12 protein-coding genes are annotated in these 19362 nt (G+C 71.5%); 9 read left to right on the forward strand and 3 right to left on the reverse strand.

All coding sequences use genetic code 11. The features are described 5' to 3' along the window. Positions 1–221: 221 nt before the first annotated feature. From N5079_RS01565 to N5079_RS01585, 5 genes are all read left to right on the forward strand, one after another. Positions 222–2237, forward strand: a complete 2016-nt coding sequence (locus tag N5079_RS01565; RefSeq protein ID WP_261581444.1) for a hypothetical protein — start codon at positions 222–224, stop codon at positions 2235–2237. A 138-nt stretch (positions 2238–2375) separates the two neighbouring features. After that, on the forward strand, positions 2376–2507 hold the full coding sequence (locus N5079_RS01570) for a hypothetical protein (protein WP_261581445.1): 132 nt from the start codon (positions 2376–2378) through the stop codon (positions 2505–2507). 202 nt (positions 2508–2709) lie between these two features. Continuing rightward, the gene (locus tag N5079_RS01575; protein WP_261581447.1) at positions 2710–4215 is read left to right on the forward strand and encodes a glycosyltransferase family 4 protein; all 1506 of its coding nucleotides are present in this window, start codon (positions 2710–2712) and stop codon (positions 4213–4215) included. Between the two features lie 8 nt (positions 4216–4223). Then, positions 4224–8534 carry an alpha-(1->3)-arabinofuranosyltransferase family protein gene (locus N5079_RS01580; RefSeq protein ID WP_261581449.1) on the forward strand — a complete coding sequence of 1437 codons (4311 nt, stop codon included), beginning with the start codon at positions 4224–4226 and terminating at the stop codon, positions 8532–8534. Beyond that, entirely contained in the window at positions 8531–9526 is a 996-nt protein-coding gene (locus N5079_RS01585) for a DUF3068 domain-containing protein (protein WP_261581451.1), read from the forward strand. Before N5079_RS01580 ends, N5079_RS01585 begins: the two co-directional genes overlap by 4 nt. Here N5079_RS01585 and N5079_RS01590 read toward each other — a convergent pair. After that, positions 9467–10204: a class I SAM-dependent methyltransferase gene (locus N5079_RS01590; protein WP_261581452.1), complete on the reverse strand. Its 738-nt coding sequence runs from the start codon at positions 10202–10204 to the stop codon at positions 9467–9469. The two genes, N5079_RS01585 and N5079_RS01590, sit on opposite strands and share 60 nt — an antisense overlap. Positions 10205–12166: 1962 nt before the next feature. Continuing rightward, positions 12167–13582 (reverse strand): acyltransferase family protein, encoded by a 1416-nt coding sequence (locus N5079_RS01595; RefSeq protein ID WP_261581453.1) that lies wholly within the window; start codon positions 13580–13582, stop codon positions 12167–12169. Positions 13583–13770: 188 nt separating this feature from the next. On the opposite strand from N5079_RS01595, the gene N5079_RS01600 reads away from it, so the two are divergent. From N5079_RS01600 to N5079_RS01615, 4 genes are read left to right on the forward strand one after another with little or no spacing between them, the layout of a single operon-like run. After that, positions 13771–14691, forward strand: a complete 921-nt coding sequence (locus tag N5079_RS01600; RefSeq protein ID WP_261581454.1) for a DUF3068 domain-containing protein — start codon at positions 13771–13773, stop codon at positions 14689–14691. Beyond that, complete coding sequence (locus N5079_RS01605) at positions 14691–15641, forward strand: decaprenyl-phosphate phosphoribosyltransferase (RefSeq protein WP_261581455.1); 951 nt, start codon at positions 14691–14693, stop codon at positions 15639–15641. Before N5079_RS01600 ends, N5079_RS01605 begins: the two co-directional genes overlap by 1 nt. A gap of 1 nt (position 15642) precedes the next feature. After that, complete coding sequence (locus N5079_RS01610) at positions 15643–16980, forward strand: FAD-binding oxidoreductase (RefSeq protein ID WP_261581456.1); 1338 nt, start codon at positions 15643–15645, stop codon at positions 16978–16980. Between the two features lie 34 nt (positions 16981–17014). After that, complete coding sequence (locus tag N5079_RS01615) at positions 17015–17782, forward strand: SDR family NAD(P)-dependent oxidoreductase (protein ID WP_261581457.1); 768 nt, start codon at positions 17015–17017, stop codon at positions 17780–17782. A 262-nt stretch (positions 17783–18044) separates the two neighbouring features. Here N5079_RS01615 and N5079_RS01620 read toward each other — a convergent pair whose 3' ends face one another. Then, a complete protein-coding gene (locus N5079_RS01620) occupies positions 18045–19238 on the reverse strand; it encodes an alpha-lytic protease prodomain-containing protein (RefSeq protein WP_261581458.1) in 1194 nt (397 codons plus the stop codon). Positions 19239–19362: the final 124 nt, after the last annotated feature.

The raw sequence follows: 19362 nt of genomic DNA on the forward strand, positions 1-19362 counted from the left end.
ACCGTCCTACCTGGTGTTTTATGCGTCGTGATCATGCATCACGAGGGTGCGACCGAGGGACGGACACTGCATGATCACAAACAGTGCCGTCCCTGCTCAGGCCGCGTGCGGCGGAATCGGTGCATGATCACGATCCGGAAAACGGCACGTCCCCGACCTTTCCGGGAAGTCCTGCATGATCACGGCGACGGGGGCCTGACCGGTTCTCTAGCCTGTACTGCATGCGGCCCCATTTCCGGCTTGTACGGCTTGCGCCTGCCTGGTTCGCCAGGCTGGCGCCGGGGGCGCTCGGATTGGGACTGGGCGTGCTGGCGCTCGGGCCGGCGCTCGGGCCGGGGTTCACGCTCCGGTACGACATGGTGTTCGTGCCCGATCCCCCGTTGCGGCTCGATGTGGCCGGTTTCCCCAGGGCCGTGCCGAGCGACCAGGTGGTGGCGCTGCTGTCGGAGGCTCTTCCGGCGGAGGTGGTGCAGAAGCTCATCCTGCTGGGCATCTTCGTGCTGGCCGCGTCGGGAGCGGCCGCCCTGGTGCCGTCGGGAAGGACGGCCCCCCGGCTCGCCGCCGCCGCGTTCTACGCCTGGAACGCCTACCTGGCCCAGCGCCTGCTCCTCGGCCAGTGGGCGTTGCTGCTCGGCTTCGCCGGTCTGCCATGGGCCGTACGTGCGGCCTCGCGTGGCGGGGCCTGGCGGCTCGCGCCGGCGCTGCTCCCCGCCGCGGTCGGCGGCTTCCAGGCCATGCTCGTCTCCGCCCTCACCGTGCTTCCGGTGGCCGCGCTCCGCACGGTTGAAGGGCCGGTGGAGGGATGGTGGGCACCGGCCCGTCGCTCGGAGTGGACGTTTCGAGGGCGGGCCGTACTGACGAGTGCCGCCGTCATCGTGGTGCTCAGCCTGCCGTGGCTCGTGCCCGCCCTCCGCACGAACGCCGTGACCGACCCGGCGGGGGTGGCGGCGTTCGCGCCCCGGGCGGACGGGCCGTTCGGGACGCTCGGCAGCCTTCTGTCACTCGGCGGCATCTGGAACTCCCACGCGGACGTGCCAGGTCAGGACTCATGGGCGCTCGCGTCCGTGCGTCTCGCGCTCACCGCCATCGCGCTCGCCGGTTTCGTGCTGCTCGTCCACGGCACGCGCGTACGGCGAGCGGCAGGCGGACACGCGGGCGAACCCGGAGCCGGGGGAGGGTCTGGCGGCGTGGGTGGGTCCGGGGGCCTGCGCGGGTCCGCGGGCGGGTCCAGCGGGCCTCTTGTACGGTCATCCGGCCAGGCAAATCGCTTTCCGTCGCCCGTAATTGCTCAGATGGCCGTACAAGGACGTGGATCCGGGGGCGGAAGTGAAGGGGACGGTTACGGGCTGGGGTTGGCGGTCGCGGCGGGAGTGGGGCTGCTCATCGCGTGCGCGGGGGCCTTCGTTCCCGGCGTTCCGCGGGCCATGATCGGCTGGTGGCCGGGCTTCGGGCCGTTCCGGGACGGCCAACTGTACGTGGCTCCGCTCGCCCTGGCCGAGGCCGTCGGCTTCGCCGTCGTGGTGTCCGCGCTCGGCCGTCGGGGGCCGGTCGCGACAGCCGTACCGGTGCTGGTCGCGACAGCCGTACCGGTGCTGGTCCTGCCGACCTTCGCGCTTGGCGCCTTCGGGAGGCTGGGATCCGCCGACTATCCGGACGAGTGGCGCCGGGTGCAGGCCATCGTCAACGACGACCCCCATCCCGGTGCCCTGGTCTCATTGCCGTGGGGCGCTTACCGGGCCTTCCCGTGGAACGGCGGCAGGGTGGTCCTCGACCCGGCGACGAAGCTGTTCGCGCGGCGGGTCATCTGGGACGACACGCTCGTGGTCGGCGTTCCGGGCAGGGGACGGATCCGCGTGGCGGCCGAGGACCCGCTCACCCGCCGAATCGCGGCCCTGATCAGCGGCGGCGCCGGAGCCGGAGGGGGTGTGCCCGTAGGGGCTCCCGCGGAAGTCGATGGCGGCGGCGGGGGCAGGGGCGGGCGCGAAGGAGGTGTCCCCGCCGGGGCCGGCGCGGGCGAGGCCGGAGCCGGAGGGGGTGTCCCCGCCGGGGCTCGCACGGGCGCGGCCGAGGCCGGTGGGACCGGTACTGAGAGGGCGGGGTCGTTGACGGGGGACCTGGCTCGGGAGGGCGTGCGGTACGTCCTCGTGGAAGGTTCTAATGAGAACCAGTTCCTGTTCAGGCTACGTGGAGCCACCCCTGTATGGCGCGGTGAGAGCCTGCTGCTTCTGAGGATCTGACCTGGTCCAGGGGTTGATACCTGCCTATACCGGAGGGTAACTTTTTTTATCACGGTTTGACCAACGCTATGGTGTATGAGCTGGATCACGTTCTAGTCTCGGCACACTGCGCGTTCGGAACATGAGGGGAGAAGCACTGTGTTGAAGGTGCTCGCTGCTCTGGCGGTCGGGGCCGTGCTTGCCGGCGTCGCCTCGGTGGCCGTCGTCAACGTGGCTTCGCCCACCCCGGAGCCGCCTAACAAGCCGCTCTACAACTACGGCGACAGGTGACCCGCCGAGCCCTGATCTCCATTTCGTAAGGCGCGAGCCGTACCGGGTCCCTGATGGGCTCAGGCGGGACGGCACAACCAGCTCGTGAGTACGGGGTGTGGCGTCGCCATGCCTTCATGCGTCCATGCCCGGATTCGCCCGCGCCGGTGTCCGCCGCGGACCCGCGATCCGCCGTTGTGACGCGCCAGCCAAAGGAGTGGCCGTGGTCGCACAGAGTGCGAAGGCAAACCTGTCGGGGCGCACCTCTTTCACGAAAAGCGACGGCTTCCCCCACCGCGACACCTTCACCGAGCTCGACAGTCCGACTGAGCACGACACCTTCCCCGAGCGCGACACTCTCCCTCAGCACGACACCTTCCCCCAGCACGACACCTTCCCTCAGCACGACACCTTCCCTCACCACGACACCTTCCCTCAGCACCACGCTCTCCCTCAGCGCGACGCTTTCCCCAGGCGCGATGGCTTCACCCAAGGCGAGAGCGCGCGCGACAGGCCGCGCCTCGCCGCCGGCCCGGTGGAGCCCGAGCCCGCCCTCGCACCCGCTCTCCGCGACGTGCGCGTGGCCGTGCTGAACTTCCGGGAGCCGTCCCAGTCGGTCGCCGGAGGCGCGGAGGAGTACGCCTGGCAGGTCTCGTCCTACCTGGTCGGACAGGGCGCGCACGTACATTTCGTGACGAGCCGGGAGGCCGGGCAGCCGCGTGCCGAGCTCCGCGACGGCATCGAGCTGCGCAGAATGGGCAACCGCTATCTCGTCTACCTGCTCGTCCCGCTGTGGCTGCTGCTGCGGCGCAGGCGGTTCGACGTGGTGATCGACTGCATGAACGGCATCCCGTTCTTCGCGCCGGTCGTGGTCTCGCGCCGCACCCGGGTCATCTCCCTGGTCCACCACGTCCATGACCGGCAGTTCTACGCGTTCTTCCCCCGCTGGCTCGCGAGGATCGGGTGCTTCATCGAGGGGCCGGTGTCCCGGCTCGTCTACCGGCGGTGCACCACGGTCACGGTGTCGGAGTCGTCCCGGATCGAGCTGCGCGAGCGGCTGCGGTGGCGGGCTCCGATCGAAGTCGTTCCGAACGGCAGCCCGATGGTCCGGCCGGTCGCGAGGGACGCCGTGTCCGGCGACCCTGCCGTGGTCTACCTGGGCCGGCTGGTCGGGCACAAGCGCGTCGAGCGGGTGGCCGACCTGGCCGCCGACCTCGCGGAGAGCTGGCCGGGGCTGCACGTCCACATCGTCGGACGCGGCCCCGAGCTGGGTCCGCTGGCCGCCCGCGCGAGCGAGCCCGGCAGGGCCGGACGGGTGCACCTGCACGGTTTCCTCCCCGAGGGCGAGAAGAACGCCGTGCTGAGCGGCGCCCGGCTCAACGTCACCGCGTCCGAGTTCGAGGGCTGGGGGCTGACCGTCATCGAGGCGGCCGCTCTCGGCGTGCCGACCGTCGCCTACGACGTCGCCGGGCTCCGCGACTCCGTACGGCACGGCGTCACCGGATGGCTGGTCAGGGAGGGGGAGCGGCTGGCCGACGTGGTCGACCTCGCGCTGAAGGAGCTCAGCGATCCGCGGACGCGGGCCCGGATGGGCGCCGACTGCCGCATGTGGGCACGCGAGTTCACCTGGGGTAAGACCGGCGCTAGCATTACCGGACTAATCACTACCGAACTGTGTAAATCACCAGCGTGCAAATCAACACCGCGCGAATCAACCCGTGACTCCTGAGCGTAGCCGTGTCCGTTGAGACCTGGACTGGAGAGCCCGAACGCGGAGAGCCCGAACGCGGAGAGCCCGAACGCGGAGAGCCCGAACGCGGAGAGCCCGAACGCGGAGAGCCCGAACGCGGAGAGCCCGAACGCGGAGAGCCCGAACGCTTCGGGCCACCCGTCGCCGAGCGAGACCGCTCGGGCCGGCCCGCCGACGATCCGGGGCTCCGGCACAGGCTCAGGCTGCTCGCCGGGTGCCTGCTCCTCGCCGCCGTGGCGTTCAACACCGCGCCCGGCGCCATCATCGCCGAGACGAAGCTCGACATGGCGATCAACCCGGCGGGGTTCCTCGCCCGGGCGACCCATCTGTGGGATCCGGCCTACTTCGGGCACCTGCAGAACCAGGCGTACGGCTACCTCTTCCCCATGGGGCCGTTCTACGTGCTGTTCCATGTGCTGGACATGCCGGCCTGGGACATCCAGCGCGTGTGGATGTCGCTGGTGCTCTGCGCGGCCTTCCTCGGCACCGAGCGGCTGGCCAGGGCGATGGGGATCGGGTCGCCCACCACCCGGATCCTCGCCGGGCTGGCGTACGCGCTGGCCCCTCACGCGCTCGCGCTGATCGGCGTCAACTCCTCGGAGTTCCAGCCCAGCGCCGTGCTGCCCTGGATATTGCTGCCACTGGTCCACGGCACGCGTCTCCTGGAAACAAGGGAGGGCGCGAGTCCGCGCAGGGCGGCCGCCCTGTCGGCGGTCGCGTTCCTGTTCGCCGGGGGCATCAACGCCGCCGCGGAGCTCGCCGTACTGGTCGTGCCGCTCATCTACCTGCTGAGCAGGGGGAACCGGCGGCGCAAATGGTGGCTGCTGGGCTGGTGGCTGCTCTTCATCGGCATCGTGTCGCTGTGGTGGCTGGTCCCGCTGGTGCTGCTCGGGCGGTACATCTTCTCGTTCCTGCCGTTCATCGAGACGGCGAGCGCGACGACCAGCGTGACTTCCCTGCTGAACGCCCTGCGTGGCACGTCGAGCTGGATCTCCTTCCTCCCCGTCGACGGCCAGCCGTGGCTGCCCGCGGCCTTCCATCAGGCCACCGTGCCCTGGCTGGTCGTCGCGACGACGCTGGTGGCGGCGCTGGGGCTGACGGGGGTGATCCGCCGATCGACCCCCGAGCGGACCTTCCTCGTCCTCTGCGTCGTCGCCGGGCTCGTCGTGATCACGGCGGGGCACGCGGGCGACCTCGCGCATCCGTGGACCGGCCAGGTCAAGGCGCTGCTCGACGGGCCGCTCGCGCCGTTCCGCAACCTGCACAAGTTCGACGCGCTGATCAGGCTCCCGCTCGCGCTCGGCCTCGCCGCGCTGCCCGTCGCCGGTCCGGTGCGGTTCAGGGCGCCTGTCATGGCGGTCTCCGCCGGGCTGCTCACGCTCACGCTCGTCCCCGTGGCGACCGCCGGGGTGACGACGCGGGGGGCGTTCGCCGACATCCCGTCCTACTGGCGTGACGCGGCGGCGTGGCTCAACCGGAGCACCGGTGAGGGAATGGTGCTCGCGGTGCCCGGCTCGGCGCGTGGCGAGTACCTCTGGGGCAGGCCCCTCGACGAGCCCATGCAGTCGCTGCTGACCGTCCGCTGGGCCACCCACGCCAACGTGCCCTGGGGCTCGCCCGGCCTGGCCCGGCTGGTGGAGGCCGTGGACGAGCGGTTCTCCACCGGGCGCGGCTCGCCGGGGCTCGCCTCCGCGCTGCGCCGCATCGGCGTGCGGTTCCTCCTCGTGCGCAACGACCTCGTCCGCGACACCCTCGGCACGGCCTGGCCCGCCCGCGTCCACCAGACCCTCCAGGACTCGGGGCTGAAGAAGGCCGCCGAGTTCGGGCCGCTGGTCGGCATGACCCAGAGCAGCACGGCGTCGGGCTGGTTCGACCAGCCGTACCCGGCGCTGGAGGTCTACGAGGTTCCGGGCGCGGCGCCGCAGGCCGGCATGGTGCCCCGCGAGGGGACCCTGCACGTCGAGGGAGCCCCCGAGGTCGTTCTCGACCTCGCCGAACAGGGGCTTCTCACGGACGACCGGCCGGTCCTGGTCGGCGACGAGCCCGGGGCCGCCTCGATCCCGGACAGGAACACGGTGGCGACCGACACGCTCCGCAAGAGGGACATCGTCTTCGGCGACGTGAGGCGGATCGCGTCGGCCACGCTGCCCGAGGACCAGCGGACCGTCACCACCGACCTGCTCGACCCCGCGTGGTCGGCGGCCACCTCCACTGCCCGCTATCTGGACATCAAGGACGTCACCGCCTCCTCGTCGGAGTCGGGCGTCACCGCTGCCTCCGGCCAGCGCGACCCCGGGCGGCAGCCGTACGCCGCGCTGGACGGCGACGCCCGCACCGGGTGGCGGTCGGACGGCTGGCGGGGCGCGGTCGGGGAGTGGCTGGAGGTGCGGTTCACCGGGCGGCTCGACCTGAGCGAGGTCGGCGTGGCCTTCGACCAGGCGCCGATCGGGCCGCCCGTGGCCGAGGTCGCCCTGGAGACCGAGCAGGGCGTCCGGCGGGTGCCCGTGGAGCGGACCGACCGCGAGCAGCCGCTCCGGCCGGTCCGGGGCAAGACCTCGTGGCTTCGCGTACGGATCACCAGGCTCGCCTACGAGCCGAAGGCCAAGCTCGGCAGCCGCGTGGGCATCACCGAGCTGCGGATCCCGGGAGTGCGGGCCGTACGGACGATCTCGGTGCCGGAGCCGGAACGGGGCGACCCCGGGACGCTGCTGCTGACCAGGCAGGGCCAGGCGCCGTCCTGCATGCGCGGGTCGGCCACGTGGACGTGCGACCCGCGGCTGCAGGTCCTCGGCGAGGACGGCTACGGCCTGGACCGGCTGTTCCCCGTGGCGCGGAGCGAGGTCCGCACGGTGAGCGGGCAGGCCGTCCTGACCGATCCGCGGGCGGCCGATCTGATCACTACGCTGCCGTCGCTCTACCCGCACGTCGGGGCGTCGTCCACGGCGACGGACTACCCGGCCACGCTGGGACGCCAGGCGATGGACGGCGACATCAGGACGGTGTGGTACGCCCAGCCGTTCGACCGGCATCCCACGCTGTACATCGACCTCGGCACGGTCCATCGGTTCTCGCAGATCAGGGCCTTCTTCCCGGACTCGTTCCTCGGGCAGCCGCCGGTCAGGCTGACCGTCCGCACGGAGACGAGGGCCGTGCAGGGCTGGGTGGGCCGGGACGGGCGGTTCGTCTTCCCCTCGCTGCGGACCAGGAAGTTCTCCGTCGAGTTCACGGCGCCCGCCTCCCGGGCGATCGAGGTGACCGAGCTGACGATCCCCGGCGTCAAGCCGCTCGGCGGGCTCGGCGGCATCCCGCTCCGGCTGCCGTGCGGCTACGGGCCGACCCTGCAGGTGGACGGCAACGCGGTGCCGACCCGCATCGTGGGCGGCACGCTCGACGACGTGCTGAACGGCCGGCCGCTGACCTACTCGGGATGCGTCCCCGTCCACCTGTCCGAGGGGCGGAGCAGGCTCGGCGTCGCGTCGAGCGACGCCTTCCGCGTGGAGTCGGCGATCCTCACCAAGGACACCGGCGCCCGGAACGGCACGGGCATCACGAGCGACGGCACGCGTGAGTCGCCTGTCACGATGGCGCGGCCCCAGGTCGTCTCGTGGGGCCCGGAGGAGCGCCGCCTGCGCGTCAGCGCCGCCACGCCGTCCTATCTCGTGGTCAACGAGAACTACAACGCCGGATGGCGGGCGTCTCTCGGCGGCGCGAGACTCCGCCCGGTGCGGCTCGACGGCTGGCGGCAGGCGTGGGAGCTGCCCGCGGGCGGCGGCGAGGTGATCCTGCGCTACGAGCCGGACCCGATGTATCGGGCGGCGCTCATCGGCGGATGTCTGCTGGCGCTGATCGTGCTCGCCCTCGCGCTGCTCCCTGGCCGGTCGAGGCTCGCCGCCGTGACGGCCGGGAGGCCGCGCACGGCGTGGGTGTGGCCCGCGGCGCCGCTGGCCGGCCTGTGGGCCGGGGGAGTCGCGGGGGCGGCGATCGTGACCGTGACCCTCGCGCTGCACCTGTGGCTGCGGCGGCTGGCCGACGCCCAGCACGCCGGGCCGAGCAGGCTGCGCGGGCTCGCCCGGCGGGCCGCCTCGGCCTGGGTCGCCTTCGGCGTCCTCGGGACGGCCGGGCTCGCGCAGGCCGCCGGGCAGAGCCTGGTCGCGCAGGTCCTCTGCCTCGTGGTCCTCGCGCGGCTGCTCGGCGCGGTGCGGGACCAGGAGCCCGTCGTACGGCCGCCGCTGTTCGCCGAGGAGCCGGAACCTCTCGGACACGCTGAACGGCCCGCGTTCGAGGAGGTCGGAGCGTGATCGACTTCCTGGTCCGGCTGCCCAGGTCGATCCTCCTGGCCGGGGCGGCGTTCGTGCTCACGATGGCGGCACTGTTCCGGTTCTACGTCTACCCCGGCACCCAGGTCCTCCCGCTGGAGCAGACCCGCGTCTATCGGCTTGTCTCGCCCTCGGCGACCTATCTCGACAGCGCCACCTTCCAATTGCGCACGGGTGTGCCCGTGGAGGACACGGTCTCCATCTACGGCGATCCCACCGCGGGCGACGAGCGCACGGCCGTATGGGTGGAGTTCTCCTCCATGCAGACGCGGGACGACGGCACCCGGCTGGACTACCACGAGCGGCGCACGGCCTTCGACCGGCGGACCGGGCTGGCCGTCGACTGCTGCGGGGAGTACGTCGACAACGACACCGGCGTACGGCAGACAGGGCTCGCGTTCCGCCTGCCGTACCGGGCGGAACCGCGCACGTACGAGATGTTCGACCCGGTGCTCAAGCGGGAGGCCCCGCTGCGGTTCGAGCGGGCGGAGACCGTCGAGGGCCTCACGACCTACCGCTACACGTACGCCGCCGGGCCGGTGAAGGTGGAGGACCTGCCCGACCAGATCCCCGGCGGTTCCATCGGCCTCCCCGCGTGGCGGAGGGTCAGCGTGGCGAGGTACACCGAGATCAGCCGGACCCTGTGGGTCGAGCCCGAGAGCGGCCTCACCGTGAAGATCCTGGAGCGGCGCCGGGACACCCTGCGGACGCCCGACGGCGTGGAACGGCAGACCGGCTTCCAGGCCGACCTCGTCACGAGCTCCGCGGACGTGGCCGCACAGGTGGCGGAGGCGGCGAGGTTCCGCCGGTGGATCCTGCTCGTGCGCGACGTGGTCCCGGCGGCCTTCCTCGTGCTCGGCGGCCTGCTCGTCGCCCTGTTCCTGTGGCAGCGCGCCACCCGTCTCGCCCGGCGCCTAGCGGCGGCGAAGCACCAGGACCAGGTTCCAGGTCACGACCTCGCGAACGCCGGGTAGATGGATCACCGCGGTCGCCCACCGGGGGTGGTAGCGGGGCAGGGCGTCGAGGACCTCGGCGTCGGGCCGCCGCCTGGCCCACGCCAGCGCGCCGGCCACCGACACGGCGTAGAGGCTCTCGCCGTACACGTTCTTGGGGGAGCGCCCGTGACGGCGGGCGTAGCGGCGGGCGGCGCGGTGGCCGCCGAGGTAGTGCCACGGCGAGGTCTCGTGCCCGCCCCACGGCGAGAGCCAGTTCGTGAACGACAGGTAGACGATCCCGCCCGGCCTGGTCACCCGGACCATCTCATCGGCCATCCGCCAGGGGTCGGGCACGTGCTCCAGGACGTTGGAGGAGAAGCACACGTCCACCGAGCCGCTCCGGAGCGGCAGGTCGAGCGCGCTGCCGAGCAGGGCGCCGTCCGGGATGACGCCGGTCCTGGCGCTCATCTCCCCGGCGTCGCAGTCCACGCACAACGGCCGGGCGCCGGCGGCGCGCAGCGCCTCGGTGAAATAGCCGGGACCGCCGCCCACGTCGGCGACGAGCGCGCCGTTCAGGTCGGTGTAGGACGACAGCTGCGCCACCGTGTCGCGGGCCAGCAGGCCGTAGAAGAACTCGGGGTCGGTCTGCTCCTTGCGGAAGGCGCTGAACAGCCGGATCGAGCGGGCCAGGTCGGCGCGGAACGGTTCGGTCTGCACGGCGTCTCCCTGCGTGTAGGGCCCCTACGTGGGGGTGCGCCGGAGCATAACACCCGGTTGAGCCCGATTCGCGGTCCACATAGCTCTCGTATCGCTCGTATCGCTCATATGGTGATGGACGCCGCTGGGAGATCAGAATGACTCAGATCACGCGCACGGAAAGGCCCGGCCTGAGCATCACGGTCCCGGCGTGGATGTCCGGCATGGCGAATCCCGTCATGATCACGGCGGTCCTGCTCATCGTGGGCTCGCTGGCGGTCCGGATTCCCGTCCTGCTCGGCTCCTACTTCGTCGAGGACGACTTCCTGTTCATGGGCGACGCCTACGAGCACGGGCTGACGTTCGACTTCCTCTTCCGCGTGCACAAGGGGCACCTCATGCCCGGCGCGCTCGGGCTCACCTGGGTGCTGGCGCGGATCTCGGCGTACAACTGGCTGCTGGTCTCGTCGGTCACCATGGCGGCCCAGGCCGCCGTCTCGGCGGTGCTGCTGCGCCTGCTCGTCCGGCTCTTCGGCGTACGGCCCGGCATCCTGCTGCCGCTCGCCATCGCCCTGTTCTGCCCGCTCACCATCCCCGCGTTCGGCTGGTGGTCGGCCGCGCTCAACGCCGTGCCGCTCCAGCTCGGGATGGTCATGGCGCTCGACGCCCAAGTTCGGCACGTCCGTCAGGGCGGACGGGTGCATGCGCGGCGGGCGTTCTACTGGGTCCTGTTCGCGATGGCCTTCAGCACCAAGGGGGTCTTCGTCCCGTTCCTGCTGTTCGCCATCACCACGGCCTACCTGCGCGGCTGGACGGGGAACTGGACCGCGCTGATGCTCCGCGAGGCCCGGACGCACTGGCGGCTCTGGGGGTCATACCTTCTGCTGATGGGCGGCTACGCGGCGCTGTATCTGGCCCGCAGGAGCACGGCCCCCGGCGAGGGCGCGGTGACGCCGGAGCCTGCCGACGTCGCGGACCTGGTGAACCGAATGCTCGGATGGACCTTCCCGTCCGGGGCCGTCGGCGGGCCGCTGTCGTGGGGCCCCGTCCCGCCGACGGGCGGCATGGCCCACCCGAGCGCGTTCCTCGTGGCGGCGGCCTGGACGGTGCTCGCCGCAGTCGTCCTCGTCACGCTGCTCTGGCGCCGCCGTGCCGTACGGGCCTGGGTGGTGCTGGCGGGCTACCTCCTGGGGGTGGACGCGATCCCGACCGCCATCGCGCGCGGCACCGGCCTGACGCAGATCGTCGGCTCCGAGACCCGTTATGTGGCCGACGCCGTGATCGTCCTGGCCATCTGCCTCGCCCTCGCCCTCCTTCCGCTGTACGGCGAGGCCGAGCCGTACCGGCGGCCGATCCCGGGAGGGGCGGGCGTTCCCATGGTGGCCGGGCTGCTCGCCGGGGTCTACCTGGCCATGTCGATCGTGTCGATCGACGCCTACCGCCACACGCTGTCGGGCGACCGGTTCCGGGCCTACCTGGACGCCGTGCGGACGTCCCTGGCCAAGGCGCCCGACACGGCCGTCATCTTCTCCAGCCCGGTCCCCGGCGACATCGTGATCCCCTGGAACGGCAACCGCAGGCTCAGCCACCACGTGCTCGCGCCGCTCGCCCGGCCCGTGCTGCGGGCCAGGATGCGGGCGCCCGACCCGTCGGAGCACGCCCTGGTCTTCGACGACAAGGGCAGGCTCGTGCCGGTCAGCGTTAAGCCGCTGTTCGCCAGCCTGCCTCCGCCCGGCAGGATGTGCTTCCCGCTCATCGCCGGTGCGATCTACTTCCCGGACGTCGTGTCGTATGGCGGCGTGGGCCCGATGGGCGGGCTCGCCTACACGGCGAAACGGGCGGGGACCGCCACGTACGAGATGAGCGGGCAGCGCGGCCAGCTCAGCTTCGCGCGCACCGACGGAGGGCTGCTGCAGTTCCCGGTGACGGCGGTGGGCAAGGGCCTGATGATCCGGCTGGACGACCCCTCGGCGCCCATCTGCCTCAAGGGGTTCGCGTTCGGGGATCCCGTCCCGGCGGCCGCCCCGCCTCCGGCGCCGGCGGTGAGCCCGGCCCCTCCAGCCGCGGGGTCTCCGTCGCCATCCCCGACTCCGGCTTCGCAATCCCCGTCTCCGGCTTCGCAATCCCTGAAGCCGAAGCCGTCGTCGCCGACGTCGCAGAAGAAGAGGGGGAAGGCCTCGTGACGAACCGGATCATGCCCCTCGCGGGCTCCTCGACGTACTTGTACGTGATCGTGGCGAGCAGCACCGTGAGGCCGCCCACCACGATCAGGTTGCCGGGAAAGTTGCCGGTCCACGGCCCCTGCTCGGTGAAGTCGTACCAGAGATAGAGCGCGACGAACTGCCACAGGAAGATGCCGTACGACACACGGCCGAGGAAGCGCATCACCCGGCTGCCGAGGAAGCGCCCGAGCAGCGAGCCTCGACCCGCGGGCGCGGGGGCCGGCAGCGCGGCGGGCGCGACCAGGCACGCCGCGACGGTCGCGTAGAGCACGAGCTCCGACAGGTCGGCCCAGACGCCGTCGACGCCGCTGAACCTCGTGCCGGTCAGCGGCGAGGCGGCCACGGCGTACGCCACGGCGGCCACCACCCAGAGCGTGCCCGCCGAGGCGTTGACCGCGCGGACGAAGCGGCGGGCGGGGCCGTCCGTCCCCGGCTCGTCGCGCGCCCACACCGACACCACGGCCAGCGCCATGCCGGGGGCGAAGAACACCCCCGCGCGGGGCAGCCAGGTGTTCAGGTACGGTCGGTAGGCGGGGTAGTAGGTGATCAGGGCCCAGACGAACGAGGTGGCGGCCAGCACGGCGATCCCGATGAGCAGCCGCCTTGCCCGGCGGCCGACGTCGTCCCCGGCCCGGCGCGCGTACGCCGACAGGGCGGCGGCCAGCAGCGGCAGCACGAGATAGAAGGCCACTTCCACGCAGAGGCTCCACATCTGGGCGAGCCCGCGCGGGCCCAGGCCGTACCACCACGGATGAAGCTCGTAGTTCTGCGTGAGCAGGAGCAGTTCGAGCCAGGTCTTGACGTCCCCGACGTGGCTCCCGGACCACAGCACCATGGCGACGATCACGACAAGCCAGTACGCCGGGAGGATGCGGAGAGCCCGTTTCAGCAGGTAGACCCCGGTGCCGGGACGCGGGCCACCGTGCAGCGCCGCCCGCGCGTAGGGCCGGTAGAGCAACAGGCCCGACAGCGCGAAGAAGATGGGGACGGCCACGTCTCCCCGCGACAGCAGGCTGCTGAAGAAGTTGTCCTGGAGCGCCGCCCCCGACTCGATGGCGACGTGGAAGGTCAGCACGGCGAGGGCCGCGATCGCCCGCATGCCGTCCAGCGCGTCGAGGTGACCCGTCGGTTTTGGAAGCGTGGCTGCCCGCGGAGCCCGATCGAGCCTGGAAGGCACAGTTTTGTCACGAACGGGTGACGAACTGACGAGTAATATGTCACGAGCCGCCGACGACCTAGAACCTGTTTCGGTCACTTTTCCGCATCCCTCGTGACGTCGGTCACTACCCCCACTAACATTAGCGCGAAATAGGAACCTGTTTCAGGACAAAATGGCGGTTTTACCACGCCTGCCCAGGAGGAGCGATGCGCCGCGCAGTTGGAGTTGTTCTCTTGGCAATCGGGGCGTTCCTCATCGTTCTCGCACCACTGATCAAATTTCAGGTGGCCGGCAAGCTCGTCCAGGCTCCCGCCGACTACTACATCAAGACGCGGCTGACCGCGGAGAACGCCCGCTACTTCAGCGTGGGCGACCTCAAGGTCCTCACCGGGAATCTCGACATCACGGTCACGACCAGGGGAGACGTCGCGCAGGCCAAGGACGACCACGTGGTCTGGGACCAGTTCACCGCCGTCAACGACGTGACGAACAACAAGCGCGGGATCTCGTTCACCCAGTTCCGCAGCGCGTTCAACAAGTTCGACGGCGCGGGCGTCACCTGCTGCGGCGCCAGCGTGGACGACAAGCCCGTCCAACTGGAGGGCCAGATTTTCCTGTTCCCCTTCGGCGTGGAGAAGAAGACCTACAAGGTCTTCAACACCGACGCGCACAAGGCGTTCGACGCGACCTTCGCGGGCGAGGACACGGTCAACGGGCTCAAGGTCTACAAGTTCGAGCAGAAGGTCCCGCCGACGGTCACCCAGACGCTCAGCGCGCCCGCGTCGGTGCTCGGCATGGCGGACCCCGGTGACATCCAGGTCAACCGCGTCTACGACGGCGTCACCACGTTCTGGGTTGAGCCCACCACGGGCGCGCCGGTCAAGCAGGAGCAGCAGCGGCATGAGGTGCTCAAGACCGCCGACGGCGTCGAGCGCATGCCGGCCCTGATCGCCACTGCCGTGATGACGCCGCAGAGCGTCAGCGACCTGGTCAGCGCGGTCAGGGACAATCTGAGCCAGATCACTCTCATCGAGACCACGATCCCCCTCATCTCCCTTATTCTCGGCGTCGTGCTCCTCGTCGCCGGTTTGCTCATCATGCGCGGCTCCCCGGCGCGCGAGGGCTGATGATCCCAGAGCGCGCGGCAGTGCGCCCGCCGGTCGACACGTCACCGGCGGGCGCACTGACGTGGCGCTCGACGGCGGCCGGGCTGCTGCGGGCCTGCCGTCCACGGCAGTGGCTCAAGAACGCGCTCGTCCTCGCGGCCCCTGCCGCCGCGGGGGTGCTCACGACCGGCCCGGGCTTACGGGGCTCCCTGGTCGCCCTGGTGGCGTTCTGCCTTGCCGCGAGCGGGACCTACCTGTTCAACGACGCCGCCGACATGGCGGCGGACCGCCGCCATCCGCGCAAGCGGCTGCGCCCCGTCGCCGCCGGGATCGTGTCCGTACGGCTCGCGCGGATCACCGGCGCGATCCTGCTGGCGGCGGGCCTGCTGGTGAGCCTGGTGGCCGGCCGCTGGCAGCTGACTGCCGTGGTCGCCGCCTATCTTGCGCTGACGTTCTCCTACACCCTCTGGCTCAAACGGCAGCCGGTCGTGGACCTCGTCGCAGTGGCCGGCTGCCACGTCATCCGGGCCTACGCGGGCGCGGTCGCGGTGGCCGTACCCGTGACGAGCTGGTTCCTCGTCGTCATCTCGCTCGGCTCGCTGCTGCTCGTGGCGGGGAAGCGGGAGGCCGAACTGCGCGCGCAGGGCGGCGACGGCACGACCCATCCCACCAGGGCCACGCTCGTCGTCTATACGGCGAGCTATCTGGCCCACGTCCGGGTCATGGCCTCGGGCGCGATGATCGTCACGTACTGTCTGTGGGCGCTCCAGGAGCACACCGGCGCGGCCCGCGCGTTCTACGCCCTGAGCATCGTGCCCTTCGTTCTCGTCGTCTTACGGCACGCCCTGCTCGTCGACCGGGGAGTGGGGGAGGAGCCCGAGGAGCTGGCCCTCCGGGACCGGCCGCTCCAGGTCTTCATCGCCCTCATGCTCGTGCTGCTCGCCTTTGGCATCTATTTGGGATCTATCTGACATGACGGTTCTGACCGGGTGGGGGCGCACCGCCCCGACCCCCGCCAGGCTGGCGCGCCCGCGCTCGGCCGACGAGGCCGCCGCGCTGATCAAGGAGGCCTCCCGGCGCGGGGTCGTCGCGCGCGGTCTCGGCCGCTCGTACGGCGACGCCGCGCAGAACGCCGGCGGCCTCGTGCTCGACTGCACCGCCCTCACGCCGTCGTGGGCCCACGATCCGAACACCGGCCTGGTCACCGCGTCGGCCGGGATGAGCCTGCACGACCTGATGGCCGAGCTCGTGCCGCGCGGCTGGTTCGTCCCGGTGACCCCCGGCACCCGATATGTCACGGTCGGCGGGGCCGTCGCCGCCGACGTCCACGGCAAGAACCACCACGTGGACTCGTCCTTCGGCGCGCACGTCCGCTCGCTGACCCTGCTCACCGCCGACGGGGCGACGCGCGTGCTGGGGCCGGACGACGAGCTGTTCTGGGCGACGGTCGGAGGCATGGGGCTGACCGGCGTCATCGTCGAGGCCACCTTCGCCTGCGTCCCGATCGAGACCTCCCGGATGCGGGTGGACGTCGAGCGGACCCGCGACCTCGACCAGACGCTCGACGTGATGACGGCGACCGACGACCGCTACCGCTACACGGTCGCCTGGATCGACCTGCTCGCCCGCGGCGGCCGGATGGGCCGGAGTGTCCTCACCCGCGGCGACCACGCGCGCCTGGACGACCTCCCGTCGCGGATGCGCCGCGACCCCCTTCGCTTCGCCCCCCGGCCGCGCCTGTCCGCGCCGCCATGGGTGCCCGGCGGGCTGCTCAACCGCGCGTCGATCGGCGCCTTCAACGCCGTCTGGTACGGCAAGGCGCCCAGGGCCAGGCGCGGAGTCGTCCAGGGCATCGCGCCCTTCTTCCACCCGCTCGACGGGGTCGGTCACTGGAACCGGATGTATGGCTCGCGCGGCTTCGTCCAGTACCAGTTCGTCGTGCCGTTCGGGGCCGAGGACACCTTACGGCGGGTGGTGGAACGGCTGTCCGGCGCTGGCGTGGTGTCGTTCCTCACGGTCCTGAAGAGGTTCGGCGAGGGAACCCCCGGGATGCTGTCGTTCCCGATGCCGGGGTGGACGCTGGCCCTGGACATCCCGGCCGTCCAGAGCGGGCTCGCCGGGATGCTGACCGAGCTCGACGGCTGGGTGGCCGCCGCCGGGGGACGTGTCTACCTGGCCAAGGACTCCCGCATGTCGGCGGCGGTCATGGCCGCGACCTACCCCCGCCTGGAAGAGTGGCGGGCGATCCGCCGCCGGATCGACCCCCACGGGGTCTTCCACTCCGACCTGGCGAGGAGACTGTGCCTGTGACAGCCAAGACCGCGACGACCTCACCGGTGAGGACATGAGGAACGCCCTGGGTTCGGTCGACACCGTCCTGCTGCTCGGCGGCCGGAGCGAGATCGGCCTGGCGATCGTGGAGCGTCTCGTGCGAGACGGCGCCAGCCGGGTCATGCTCGCCGCGCGTGGCGGGGCCGCGCCCACCGAGGAACTCCGGAAGCTCGGCGCGGAGGTCCACGTCGTGGACTTCGACGCCGCCCGCCCCGAGACCCACGCCGCGCTGATCGAGCACGCCGCCGCCACGCTCGGGGACCTCGACGTCGTCATCCCGGCCTTCGGCGTGCTGGGCAGGCAGGCCGTCTACGACGACGACCCGGTGGCCGCCGCGCGGGACGTCGCGGTCAACTTCGGCGGCCACGTCTCCGCCGGGCTCGCCGCCGCCCGGCGGCTGCGCGAGCAGGGCCACGGCACGCTCGTGGTGCTGTCGTCGGTCGCGGGCGTGCGGGTGCGTAAGGCCAACTTCGTGTACGGCTCGGCCAAGGCGGGCCTCGACGGCTTCGCCCAGGGCCTCGCGGATTCCCTCCACGGCACGCATTCTCCCCGCAGCTCAGGGGCCCGGGTCGTGGTCGTCCGGCCCGGGTTCGTCATCGGGCGGATGACCGAGGGGATGACCCCCGCCCCCATGTCGGTGACCGTCGACGCGGTCGCGGACGCCGTGATCGACGCCCTGAGGTCGGGGCGGCAGATGGTCTGGGTCCCGGGAAGGCTGCGCTTCGTGTTCGCCGTCATGCGGATCCTGCCCCGCGCGCTGTGGCGCCGACTCCCCCGCTGATTTCCGCGTGATCATGCACACTTTCCCGGGCTGTCCCCTTACCCTGCGCTTTCATCGCGCGTGATCATGCACCGATTCCTGGTCACCGCGCCCTGGCTGCGCTGATGCCGTACACGATCATGCAGCGCAATGCCTCTGCATGATCACGAACCGAATCTTCGCAGCGCACCATAGCCGCGGAGGAAAGTGCGCATGATCACGGACGGGGGCGGGGCAGGCCCGTGGGGGTGCGCGGGAAGGTGTGCATGATCACGCGGGGGGGTTAGCCGGTCACGAGGGTGAGGCCGTAGACCGCGAGGATCTCGTTGACCGGCTGGAAGTAGGTCGTGCCGCCGAAGGTGCAGTTGCCGGATCCGCCGGAGGTGACGCCCTGGGCCTGGCTGCCGGAGATGAAGGAGCCGCCGGAGTCGCCGGGTTCGGCGCAGACGTTGGTCCTGGTCACCTCGTAGACCGTGCCCTGCGAGTAGGTGACGCTCGTGTTGCGCTGCTGCACCGTGCCGCAGTGCCAGCCGGTGGTCGAGCCGGAGCGGCAGATCGAGGCGCCTTCGACGGCGACGGTGGAGCCCTTGACGGTCACGTTCCCGCCGCCGCTGCCCCTGACCCACGGCCGGGGTGTCCAACTGCTGTTCACCGCGACCCACGAATAGTCGTTCCCGGGGAACGACGAGCCCTGAAAGGTGCCCTGCGCGACGCGGTTGTAGCCCGCCGTCGTGTAGCCGGGGCGGCCGCAGTGGCCGGCGCTGACGAAGCCGTTCGTGGAGCCGCGCCGTACGGAGAACCCGATCGAGCAGCGGGCCGAGTTGTTGATGTAGTAGGCGTCGCCGCCGCGCACGTCGTAGTAGAGCTGCGGCTGCTCGGTGGACCGCACCACCTGGACCGCGGCCTTGTCGGCCCCGCTGGCCGCGACGAAGGCCTCGGCCTCGGCGGGCTGCGAGGAGAGCACGACGACGCTGTTGGTCCGCACGTCGACGTACCAGACCGGCGTGGACTTCCTGGTCGACGGGGGCGCGCTCGCGGCGGCCCTGTCGAGCGCCTCCTTGGCGGCGGTGAGCGCGGCCAGCGTCCGGGCCACGATCTGGGGCTGGGCGCCGGATCCGGCGATGGTGGGCGCCTGGGCGGCGTCGGTCGTGGCGACGACCAGCGTGGCGGAGGTCTCTCCGGTGACCCACGATCCGGCGAAGCTCGCGCCGAGGCTGCCGCGCAGCTTGGCCTCGGTGGCGCTCGCACGGGCCTCGTTGGCCAGGCGGGCCTGGGCCTGCGCCGCGCTGAGCCCGAGGTCGCGCTGCATGGCGTCGAGAACGGCGGGCGGCGGAGTGGGGTCGGAGCCGGACGACGCCGTGGTGGCATCGGGTGGGGTGGTGTCAGGTTCGGGGTCGGCCACGGCGGGTGCGGCCGTCAGCGCGAGGGCGCTGATGACCAGGGCGCAGCCGGTGGTCACCGTGCGTCTGCGGAGCATGTGGTTCTCCTTGCGTCGGGGGGTGCCGTCACCGTAACTGAGCTCACGACAGGCGCGGATCTATCAGTTAACCCCTACCGTCGCGGTATGGAAGCAGGCCGAATCTAGCTCGCTGTGATCTCTG

Source organism: Planotetraspora sp. A-T 1434 (genome assembly GCF_025420585.1).
GTDB lineage: Bacteria > Actinomycetota > Actinomycetes > Streptosporangiales > Streptosporangiaceae > JAOEGB01.

Bases quoted from the DNA above. Each gene is read 5' to 3' on its own strand.
- N5079_RS01565 (WP_261581444.1), top strand. From the start codon at position 222: ATGCGGCCCCATTTCCGGCTTGTACGGCTTGCGCCTGCCTGGTTCGCC.
- N5079_RS01600 (WP_261581454.1), top strand. From the start codon at position 13,771: ATGCGCCGCGCAGTTGGAGTTGTTCTCTTGGCAATCGGGGCGTTCCTC.
- N5079_RS01605 (WP_261581455.1), top strand. From the start codon at position 14,691: ATGATCCCAGAGCGCGCGGCAGTGCGCCCGCCGGTCGACACGTCACCG.
- N5079_RS01610 (WP_261581456.1), top strand. From the start codon at position 15,643: ATGACGGTTCTGACCGGGTGGGGGCGCACCGCCCCGACCCCCGCCAGG.
- N5079_RS01615 (WP_261581457.1), top strand. From the start codon at position 17,015: ATGAGGAACGCCCTGGGTTCGGTCGACACCGTCCTGCTGCTCGGCGGC.
- N5079_RS01620 (WP_261581458.1), bottom strand. From the start codon at position 19,238: ATGCTCCGCAGACGCACGGTGACCACCGGCTGCGCCCTGGTCATCAGC.